This is a genomic window from bacterium, from assembly GCA_021372515.1.
GTDB lineage: Bacteria > Gemmatimonadota > Glassbacteria > GWA2-58-10 > GWA2-58-10 > JAJFUG01.
Genome location: JAJFUG010000119.1, coordinates 13688 through 24084, shown reverse-complemented (window position 1 = coordinate 24084; position 10397 = coordinate 13688). Strand labels below are relative to the sequence as shown.

The following is a 10397-nucleotide window of genomic DNA, read 5'->3' as shown; positions in this document are numbered from 1 at the left end:
CTCGGCCGGCGGAAACTGTCCACACGGCGTCCGTGAATGAAAGTCATACGAAGATATATTCTGCTCGAACTGGCCGGACCGTTCGTTTTTTCTCTAACTCTCCTGACATTCATACTATTTATGCGGCAGATGGTCCTTTTGTTCCCCAAATTTGCGGGCAAGGACCTGCCCTGGCGGGTGATCGCCGAGCTGCTCGGGCTCAGCCTGCCGTTCATCGTGGCGCTGGTGCTGCCGATGTCGGCGCTGCTGGGGGTGATAATGGCTTTCGGGCGGCTCTCGGCGGACAACGAGATCACCGCGTTCAAGGCCCTGGGCGTGCCGGCCCACCGTCTGATGTGGGCGCCGCTGGGCGCCTCGGTGCTGCTGGCCCTGGGAGCGGTCTGGTTCAACGACCGGGTGCTGCCCGAAACCAACCACCGCTACAAGAACCTTCTGATCGACATCGCCTACCTCAAGCCCACCCTTCAGCTCGAGGAGGGCGTGGTGATGGACGATTTCCCGGGTATGAACCTGATGGTGAACCGCATCCGCTCCGGCCGGGGCAAGAGCCTTCACCCGGTGGACCCGGGTGGGGCCGACCCCCAGACAGTTGAGATCGGCCTGAACGGCGGCGAGGCCCCGGCCGACCTTTTCGGCATCGTGATCACCGAGACCGGCCAGAGCAGCCGGACCATCGTGGCCGACAGCGGCAGCCTGAGTTTCCTGCCCAACCGCAAGGACGCCCTTCTCACCCTGTACGACGGCGAGATACAGGAGCTGGACCCCAACCGCAGCGGACAGCTTCAGCGCGTGTTCTTCGAGCGGCACCGCATCCGCCTGGCGGATGTGGGTGGAGCGCTGGAGCGCGGGCGCGGCAAGACCTACCGCAGCGACCGTGAGCTGAACCTGTCCATGATCGAGGAGCAGGTGAAAGCACGCTACTCCGAGGTGGACAGCCTTGTCCACGCCGCGGCGGCCCTGGTCGACAGCCTCCCGGCGGGTGACTCCACGGCCATGGCCCTGCGCAGCCTATGCGGTCCCGACCTGGCGGCGGGCCTGCGCGCGCGGAAAACCTACCCCACGGCGCTGGTGCGGTTCCCGGCCCCGGGCCGCCAGATCGTGCGGGATGACCCGGCCCTGCGTCTGAGCTCGCTCTTGCGCGAGGCCTCGTTCACCCGGCGGCGGATCGCCTCGCTGGAGGTGGAATGGTGGAAGAAATTCGCCCTCCCCTTCGCCTCGCTGGTGTTCGTGCTGCTGGGCGTGCCGCTGGGCATCCTCACCCGCCGCGGCGGGGCGGGCGTGTCGCTCGCCATCAGCTTCGGCATTTTCCTGGTTTACTGGGTCTGCCTGATCAGCGGCGAGACCCTGGCCGAACGGTTGCTGATGTCGCCGTTCTGGGCCATGTGGGCGCCCAACGCCATTTTCCTGGTGCTGGGGCTGGCGCTGCTCGTGGTGCAGGTGCGGGGGACTCGCTCGCTGGGGCTGGCCGCGGGCGGGCTGAGCCTGTGGCGGACGCGGCGCGTCGCCCGTCCAGCGGAACCGGGGGGGCAGGCATGATCTCACGGGTGCTTTATGGCTACACGGTCCGCGAGTTCCTTAAGGTTTTCATCGCCGCCCTGGCCGGGCTGCTGGTGGTCTGCCTGGTGGGGGACGCCGCCGACCGGCTGAACGATTTCATCGACGCCCAGGCGCCGAGCGCTCTGATCGTGGTGTTCTACCTGAACATGGTCCCGTTCTACGCCATGTATGTGCTGCCGGCGGCCTCGCTGATCGCCACGCTGTTCACCCTCGGCCAGATGAGCCGCCACAACGAGCTGACCGCCATGCTCTCCAGCGGGATCAGCCTGGGGCGTATCCTGCTGCCGATCTATCTGCTGATGCTGCTGCTCTCGGTCGGCTCGTTCCTGGTGGATGAGACCCTGGTCCCGCTGACCAACGAGAACAAGAAAGACATCATGGATTACCGCATAAAGGGCCGTCCGCAGCCCACCGGCGAGGTGCGCCAGAACCTGGACTACCTGGGGGAGGAGGGCCGGCGCTGGAGCGCGGGGGTGTTCCGTCCCCAGAAAGCCGAGCTGGAGGCGGTGCGCCTGCTCCAGTTCAGCGGCCCGGCCGAGGACCTGAGCATCAGCTTCCGGCTGGATACCCCCCGGGCGCGGTTCGACCCGGACAGCGGCTGGGTGTTCTACGACGGCTCCTGCCGCCAGTTCGACCCCGGCGGGAGCCAGGAATGGGCGGTCAGCTTCAAGCGCCTGGTCCTGCCCGGCCTGAGCGAGCGCCCGGCGGATTTCACCATCGAGGTCAAGGAGGCCCAGGTGATGAATTTCCGCGAGCTCACCTCGGCCATCGAGCGCAAGAGGCGCAACGGGATCAAGGTCACCCGCGACGAGGTGGAGCTGTGGCTCAAGACCGCCATGCCGGCGGCCAATTTCATCATCGTGCTGTTCGGTGCGCCCCTGGCCGTGTCGCGGCGGCGCATGGGGCCAGGGATCGGCATGGCCGTGGGCCTCGTGGTCTACATGGCTTTCATGGGCAGTTTCTATGTCACCCGCAGCCTGGGCTACAGCGGGATGATCCCGCCCGTGGCCGCGGCTTGGACCAGCAACTTTCTGTTCGGCCTGGCCGGACTGTTTTTCTTTCTGAAAGTGCGCAAGTGAATGCCGCGGACGGTATGCGCCGCGGGAACGGGAAACGGAGAGCAGGGCTATGAGTGCAGGCAAGAGCGATTTCCAGACCCGGCCGGGCCATCCCCTACCGTTCGGGTCGACCCTCCTGAACGGCGCGTGCCGGTTCAGCGTGTTCAGCCGTAACGCCACCGCGGTGAGCCTTCTTCTGTACGAGCGCCCCGGCGACCCGGCCCCGGCCCGGGAAATCAAGCTCGACCCGCGGCTCAACCGCACGGGTGACATCTGGCATGTCGAGGTGCAGGGCGTGCGCCAGGGCCAGCTCTATCTGTGGCGGGTGGACGGGCCCCGCGACCCGGCCGCCGGGCACCGTTTCGATCCCGACCGCCTGCTCATCGACCCCGGGGCCAAGGCCCTCACCGGCGAGTTCGGCTGGAAGAGCGACAACGACATCGGCACTGTGCGCTGCGTGGTGGTAAACAACGATTTCGACTGGGATGACGACCGTCAGCCCCGTATCCCCCTGCGCGACAGCGTGATCTACGAGACCCACGTGCGCGGGTTCACCCGCCACGGCTCCAGCGGCGTGGCCAGCCCCGGCACGTTCGAGGGTCTGGTGGAGAAAATCGATTATTTCAAGAGCCTGGGCATAACCGCGGTGGAGCTTCTGCCCGTGCACGAGTTCAACGAGAACGAGCTGGTGCTGGACAACCCACTCAACGGCCAGCGCCTGCGCAATTTCTGGGGCTACAGCACGGTGGGCTTTTTCGCCCCCAACGGCCGCTACAGCGCCGGGGACACCGCGCTCGGCGAGCAGGTGACCGGGTTCAAGCGCATGGTGCGCGCCTTTCACCAGGCCGGCCTGGAGGTGATCCTGGACGTGGTGTTCAACCACACGGCCGAGGGGGACGAGACCGGGCCCACGATCAGTTTCCGCGGCCTGGACAACCGTATCTACTACCTGCTGCGCGAGGACGGGAGATATTTCAATTTCTCGGGCTGCGGCAACACGGTCAACTGCAACCACCCGGTGGTGCGCTCCTTCATCCGCAACTGCCTGCGCTACTGGGTGGTGGAGATGCACGTGGACGGGTTCCGTTTCGACCTGGCCTCGATCCTGGGCCGCGACACCAAGGGCTGCCTGATCGAGAACCCGCCGCTGCTGGAGAGTATCGCCGAGGACCCGATCCTGCGCCACGTGAAGATCATCGCCGAGGCGTGGGACGCCGCCGGGGCCTACCAGGTGGGAAGTTTCCACGGCGAGCGCTGGTCGGAGTGGAACGGACGGTTCCGGGACGACGTACGCCGGTTCTGGCGCGGCGAAGCCTTAAGCCGCAACGGGCTGGCCACCCGGATCACCGGCTCCAGCGACCTCTACAGCGCCAGCGGCAAGCTGCCGCGCAATTCGATCAATTTCATCACCGCGCACGACGGGTTCACGCTGTACGACCTGGTCAGCTACAGCCGCAAGCACAACCGGATGAACGGCGAGGGCGACCGCGACGGCGAGGGCAACAACCTGTGCCTCAATTTCGGGCCCGAGGGCCCGAGCGCCGACCCGGAGCTCGAGCGCATGCGCCTGCGGCTGGTCCGCAGCTGCCTGGCCACCCTGCTGCTCAGCCAGGGCGTGCCCATGCTGCTGGCCGGGGATGAGCTGGGCCGCACCCAGCACGGCAACAACAACGCCTGGTGCCAGGACAACGAGATAAGCTGGATCGACTGGGGCCTGCTGGGCAAGAACGGGCACCTGCAGCGCTTCACCTGCAGTCTGGTGGCGCTGCGCCGCGGGCACGGCGTTTTCCGGCGCAACTCGTTCTTCGAGGGGCGGGACCACAACGGCGACGGGCGGGCGGATGTGGAATGGTACGAGCCGGATGGCCGTCCGCTCTGCTGGGGCGAGGACCGTCCGGCCCTGGCCTGTTTCCTGAGCGGCGCGGCCGAGGAGACCGGCCGTGCTGAGGCGGACTGCGATTTCCTGCTCCTGTTCAACGCCGGCCGCAGCGACTGCTATTTCGCCCTGCCGCCCTCAGCCAACGGGGAGCCCTGGCGACGGGTGCTGGACAGCGCGGATGAGAGCGAGGGCTGTATCTGCGGGCCCGGACAGGAGCGGCCGTTACTCGAGGACCAGTCGGTCTACACGGCGCGGGGACGCAGCGTGGTGCTGCTGTCCGCGGGCTGAGGCCGGGGGGGCGCGTGCCTCCACTTTTGCCGAAAGGGGATCGAGGAGGATTTTCCCGATAAATCGGGCGCGGCTCGCTGTGTTTGGGTTGTGTAGGGGCGGGCTTGAAACCCGCCCCTACGCCGTTTGGCTATGCACGCAGCCCGGCGGATCGATGAACATTCTGCGGCCCCCAGGCCCTTTGGTCTTTTCGGGCAAGCCCGAAAGGACTAAAAAAGAACGGGCGGCCACACGGGGCCGCCCCTGCATTCGCATATATCGTATCCGAGTCACCCAGTTGTTACCGGGCGGGCAGGCCTCAGAACCGCAGCCCTGCGCTCAGGCCCGGCCACAGGCGCTTGAACCGTCCGCCGCCCCGGCTGTCGTACACGGACCAGGGGGCGATATCCGCTCCATCGTTCAGCGAAGAGTAGAAATAGTTCAGGCTGGGCCCCAGAGCCAGACAGATCCGTTCGCCCACCGGGTGCTCCCACATCACCCGCGCCCGGAGCAGCCAGTTCACCCGGTCGGTCCAGAACTCGCCCTCGTTGAGGTGCGAGATATCGGCCCCGACCTCGACAAGGTCGCGGCCGGGCAGGAAAAAACGCACTCCCGCGCCCCAGCCCAGGCTCCAGCGCCAGGTGTCTCCCGGGCGCTGGCCCATGAAAACGAGGTTGTAGAACCGGCGGCTGCCGCTGCGGTAGCCCAGGTTGACAAAGCCCGCCTCATCCAGCCAGACCTCGCGCTCCGGCTCCCAACTGCTGTCGTAGCTCACCAGGCCCAGGGGCACGCCGTGCAGTTCCCCGGCCACGTTGACCAGGCCGAGCTGCACGCCCGCGACTTTCTCCCCCACGTTGCACAGGCCGAGCTGAACGCCGCCGAACCGCTCTCCCGCCACGTTAGCCAATCCAGCCAACTGAACCCCGTACGCCTTGCCGTCCACGACACAGACCAGGCCTGAGGTCTGCACACCCGCAAACCCTCCGTCCACTACACAGGCCAGGCCCGAGACCTGGGCGCCTTTGAACCCCCCGTCCGCGACCGCGGCCAGTCCGGCAATCTGCCCGCCGGCGTAGCCGCCGTCCACCACCGTGGCCAGACCGGCCAGTTGAAAGCCTCTCGCGGCCCCATCCTGCACGCAGGCCAGCCCTGCAAGCTGCAACCCGCGCCCCGGTCCATCCGCCACGCAGGCCAGTCCGGCCAACTGCAAGCCGGTGTAGCCGCCCTCCACCACGCAACCCAGCCCGGCCACCTGCACTCCACTCATCTGCCCTGCCACTGCTCCCAGGCCGGCCAGTTGCAGCCCGTACATCTGCGTGTTGTAGCTCGCTCCGCCCAGGGCCAGGCCCAACCCGTGCAGACGGTTGGCGGCGCCGGAGATCAGGCAGAGCGAGAGGCCGTCGACTGTCAGGTCCCGGTTGCGGAAATGACGCGTGGAATCGCCGCGCTCGGGACGCTCCCAGATCGCCAGGTGCAGCGGGCGGCTGCGGGCGTTCGAAACGGCGGGCAGGCAGAGGCAGACAAGCAGCAGTACACAGAGCAGGTGACGGGTCATTCTCGGGCTCCTTGAGGGCTGTATCGTGATTCAGGCTGGGTGTATTATACATAAGACAACCGAGTGAGATGAACGGGTTTCAAAATTTTCGTTCCGCCGCGCGCGGCCGGCCGCAGCTCACAAGGTTTGACTTTTAACCCGGATCGCGTAAGATACTCTCTGCAGTATAACTAAGTGTCGATCACGACGGAGCGCCGGGGGGGAAGGACCGATGCTGCTGGCGTACATAGCTTTGGCCGGACGGATAGTCCTGTCCGGCTACGAGCGGATAATTTTCAAGCAGGCCGGGCACAGTTTCGGCAGCGAGGAGGCGGTGTTCATCATCTTCGTCTGCGGCACGGTGCTCCTGTTGCCGTTCATTCCCCTGGCCGAAGCGCCGCCGAGCTGGTCTTTCCTCTGGCCGTCCCTGGCCAGCGCCACGGTCTATTCGGTCCAGACCGTGCTCTACCTGCGGGCGCTCTCCTCGGGTGAGGCCTCGCTGGTGGGGCCGCTCTACTATTTCAGCCTCTTTTTCCTGCTCATCCTGACCAGCCTGTTCCTGGGCGAACACCTGGGGCTGTTCAAAGTGGGTGGAGTGGTGCTGCTGTTCTACGGGGCCTCGTTCCTCAACCGTCAGGGCAGCGTGCTGCGTTCGCTGCGCTCCCTGGCCGATCACCCGGCCTGCCGCCTGATGCTGTTCAGCTCGGCCCTGGTGGCGGTGGGACGCACCATCGACGCGCACGTGGTGCGGGGGGTCAGTCCCCTGACCTACACCCTCGTGCTCTGTGCCGTCACCGATGTCATCCTGTTCCTGCACCTTCTCTGGCGGGGGAAGCTGACCGGAGCGCTCCGCCTTCTGGCCGCTCACCCCTGGCTGGGCGCAGCCTCCGGGGCGGTAGATGTCTATTCCTACCTGCTGCTGATGTTCGCGGTCGGCCGGATAGAGATGAGCGTGGCCGAGCCCGCCTCCATGCTGGGGCTGGTGGTCACCGTGCTCCTGGCCCGGCTGATCTTCGGCGAGAACATCCGCGGCCGCCTGGTCGGGGTGAGTGTGATGCTGGCCGGGGTGTGGCTGCTCTTTATCTGAATCTCAACCTACTCGTAGCTTCCGGCCCGGCGGGCCGCCTCCAGCACGCGGCGGAACGTTTCGAGACTCACCGACTCGGGGACCGAGTGGTCCGAGGCGAAAATGTAGCCGCCGCCCTTTTTCAGCTCCGGCACCAGACGCTCGATCTCCGCGATAAACTGGTCCGGCTTGTCCCAGAGCGCGCTGTTGATCCCGCCGTGCAGCACCAGCCGGTCTCCGAACTGGTCCTTGACCCTCAACGGGTCCACCCCGGCCTTCACCTCCAGCGGGTTGAGCGCATCCACCCCGATCTCCACGAACTCCGGGATGAACGGACGGATGTCGCCGCAGGAGTGCAGCCGCGCCGGGATACCCCGGGCGTGGGCCCAGTCCACGGCCCGCTTGTGCAGGGGCTTGAGCAGCTCGCGGTACATGTCAACGGAGAAAAACTGGTTGCCCTTGTAACCCAGGTCATCGTACCAGGTGATGCTGTCGAAAGTGTAGCCCGCCTCCCAGACCGTCTCCAGCAGGGCCAGGTTCACCTCCAGGAAATGGCTGAACATGTCCACGCACCAATCCGGGTCCTCGATCAGAGCCACCAGCAGGCGCTCGGTGCCCACGGCCCAGGAGTGAGTGACATCGAACCCGAACCAGACCAGGGCCTCGATCCAGTCGCCGCGCTCACGGGCGGTGCGGTAGCCCGCCTTGAGGCCCTCCCAGTCGATCCGCTCCGGGTCGGGGCTCATCCGGGCGCGGGCGGCGCTCCAGCTCGGACGGTCAACTATGGTGAACGCCTCGTAGTGCGGGGTGGAGGCGATGTGCCGCCACTGCTTGAGGGTAAGGCCCCACTCGGTGGTGTACAGCCTGTACTCGGGGGTTTCCTCCAGCACGCGCTTGGGGTAGCGCGGACTGTTGTCCACGATTATCTGGTAGACCCGGTCCGCCCCGAAAAAGTCCTCCCAGTCCACGCCCGCGGGCAGGCCCTCGCCGCGCCAGCGTTCCAGGGTGGTGGGCCAGGGGAAATCGTAGCACGGGACCCGGTCGGCCTCGCGGTGGCAGTACATGCGCTGGAAACGTTCACGGCTGGTCAGTGCGGTCATGGGTTCACCCTGTCTACAGTGACTTGGATCGTAAAAAGTAATGTTATCGGGAAAATGCCGGACTGCTTTCATCTAACAAAACAGCAAAGCTGTCTGTACTTTCAGTCTTGGCAAAAAATGCCAAAAGCCGTTGTGGATCATACAGAAACGAACCTGCACCGCGATCCGGACAATCGGATGTAGGAACACGGCATGCCATGCCCGATCAACAGGTTCAAATCCCCCCGCTCCCAGTAATGCTCGGTTAGGAACTTACCGTGAGAAGCCGAAAGACTCTGTTCTGCTTTGGTTTCGGCCAAAGCAGCAAAGCCAGCGGGGGCCGCAAACTCGTCCAAACCGCGACTCCGCTTTTGGCTATGGTGTTCACGAAGCACCGATTCCGCTGCCGCGTTGCAGCGGCGGCGCTGCCGCGAATCGCCGCCGCGCTGTGCGGCAACTACAGCCCTGGCCGTTTCAGGCTCGATTACACGCTACCCTGGCGGGAAGCTCAGACAGGTGCGGCCCCCAAAGCCTGAACTGCGGCGGCCTGGCAGCCGCAAACGGGTTTACTCTCCCGGGATATCTGGCGAACGCGTGGTTCGCCCCTGCGAAAGGGCGACAACACGTAGGGGCAATTCATGAATTGCCCCTGCACAGAACCTTGCCACCAGCGCACCGCCTGTCTCAGGCCCGGCCGTAATCCGGGATCTTCATCGTCACTCCGCCGGCCAGCGCGCTCTGGTGGGCGACTATCCCCGGCAGGGTGTAGGCGACAGCCTCGTGGACATCCACCGTGGGAGTGCGCCCGCTCAGGACCGCGTCCACAAACTCGTGGGTGATGAACGTGTGCGAGCCGCCGTGGCCGCTGTCGTGGCGAAGCGTCTCGGGCAGCAGCTCCCAGCGGTTCGGCACCGGGCAGGGCCGCATTTCGATCCGGCTCTCGGAGTAGAGGTTGCGCACCTGTTTCTCTCCCGTGCGCAAGGCCTGGAAACCAGGCTGGTCCTCGGCCTCGGGCCGCGGCATGTAGTAGCTCATCTGCGTGCCCAGGAACTGGCCGCGCTCGACCCCGCCCGAGGCGACGCGCCAGAACACCGACACCCGCGCCGCGTGGCCGCCCGAGGTCTTGAACATGGCGGTCTCGCTCCAGAACGGGTTGTGGTAGACATTGTCCCGGAGCACCTCATTGTCATCGCCCCAGCCGAAAGCGGTCACCTCGGTCAGGCGCTCGCCTGTCACCGGGACGATCATCCCGGTGCAATGGGTCGGGTAGTGCATGGGGGGGAAGCCGTGCCGCCAGGTCGGGCGGCCGTCCGGCTCGAACATCAGCGGCTCCAGCCCGTCGTGATGGTACTCGGCCTCGGAGTAGAAAATCTGGCCGAACTTCTTCTGCGCGGCCCACTCGCGGCAGGCGATGATCTCGCGGCGGTAGAAACTGGTCTCGGCCATCATGTAGGTCAGGCCCGTGGACTTGACCGCCTCCAGGAGCGCGGCGCACTCCGGCTCGTCCATCCCGGCCGGCACGGCGCTGATCACGTGCTTGCCGGCCTTGAGCGCGGCCACAGCCATCTCCACGTGCAGCGGCGCCGGGGTGAACACCGCCACGGCGTCCACCTCGCGGTCCTTCAGCATCTCTCGCCAGTCCTTGTAGCCCCGGTCGCAGTGGTAGGTGTGCTTGAGGGTCTCCAGCGGCTCGTCCAGAATGTCGCAGACCGCGCTCACCCGGCACTGGGGGTGCTCGTGCCAGAAAAACTGCGCCCCAAACCGTCCGCCGATCACACCCAGGCGCAGCAACGGCCCGGTCTTGGCCGGAGCGGCCCCCTGCGCGCCGAGCACGGCTGGCGCGGCCAGGGACGCCGCAGCCGCCGCCATGAAAGACCTCCGGTTCATACGCTCACTGCCGATACGGTCCCGCATCTTGCGCCTCCTCACAGGGTGAGCTTTGTCTGCTCCGAACGGG

7 protein-coding genes are annotated in these 10397 nt (G+C 66.1%); 4 read left to right on the top strand and 3 right to left on the bottom strand.

Translation table 11 applies throughout. The annotated features are described in order from the left end of the window. Positions 1-36: 36 nt before the first annotated feature. Genes LLH00_11965 through glgX form a run of 3 tightly spaced genes read left to right on the top strand, consistent with a single transcriptional unit; the run spans position 37 to position 4782 of the window. Entirely contained in the window at positions 37-1536 is a 1500-nt protein-coding gene (locus LLH00_11965; protein MCE5271982.1) for an LptF/LptG family permease, read from the top strand. Beyond that, a complete protein-coding gene (locus tag LLH00_11960; protein ID MCE5271981.1) occupies positions 1533-2636 on the top strand; it encodes an LptF/LptG family permease in 1104 nt (367 codons plus the stop codon). The genes LLH00_11965 and LLH00_11960 overlap by 4 nt, the downstream gene beginning before the upstream one ends. Before the next feature lie 49 nt (positions 2637-2685). Then, positions 2686-4782, top strand: a complete 2097-nt coding sequence (glgX, locus tag LLH00_11955) for a glycogen debranching protein GlgX (protein ID MCE5271980.1) — start codon at positions 2686-2688, stop codon at positions 4780-4782. Between the two features lie 298 nt (positions 4783-5080). On the opposite strand, the gene LLH00_11950 is transcribed toward glgX, so the two are convergent. Further along, the gene (locus LLH00_11950) at positions 5081-6316 is read right to left on the bottom strand and encodes a hypothetical protein (GenBank protein ID MCE5271979.1); all 1236 of its coding nucleotides are present in this window, start codon (positions 6314-6316) and stop codon (positions 5081-5083) included. A gap of 211 nt (positions 6317-6527) precedes the next feature. Between LLH00_11950 and LLH00_11945 the strand changes: the two genes are divergently transcribed. Further along, the gene (locus LLH00_11945) at positions 6528-7382 is read left to right on the top strand and encodes a DMT family transporter (GenBank protein ID MCE5271978.1); all 855 of its coding nucleotides are present in this window, start codon (positions 6528-6530) and stop codon (positions 7380-7382) included. An 8-nt stretch (positions 7383-7390) separates the two neighbouring features. Here the strand turns inward: LLH00_11945 and LLH00_11940 are convergent, their stop codons facing one another. Together LLH00_11940 and LLH00_11935 are read right to left on the bottom strand one after the other, a co-directional pair. Then, positions 7391-8461: a hypothetical protein gene (locus tag LLH00_11940; protein ID MCE5271977.1), complete on the bottom strand. Its 1071-nt coding sequence runs from the start codon at positions 8459-8461 to the stop codon at positions 7391-7393. A gap of 663 nt (positions 8462-9124) precedes the next feature. Beyond that, entirely contained in the window at positions 9125-10354 is a 1230-nt protein-coding gene (locus LLH00_11935) for a Gfo/Idh/MocA family oxidoreductase (GenBank protein MCE5271976.1), read from the bottom strand. Between the last annotated feature and the right edge of the window lie 43 nt (positions 10355-10397).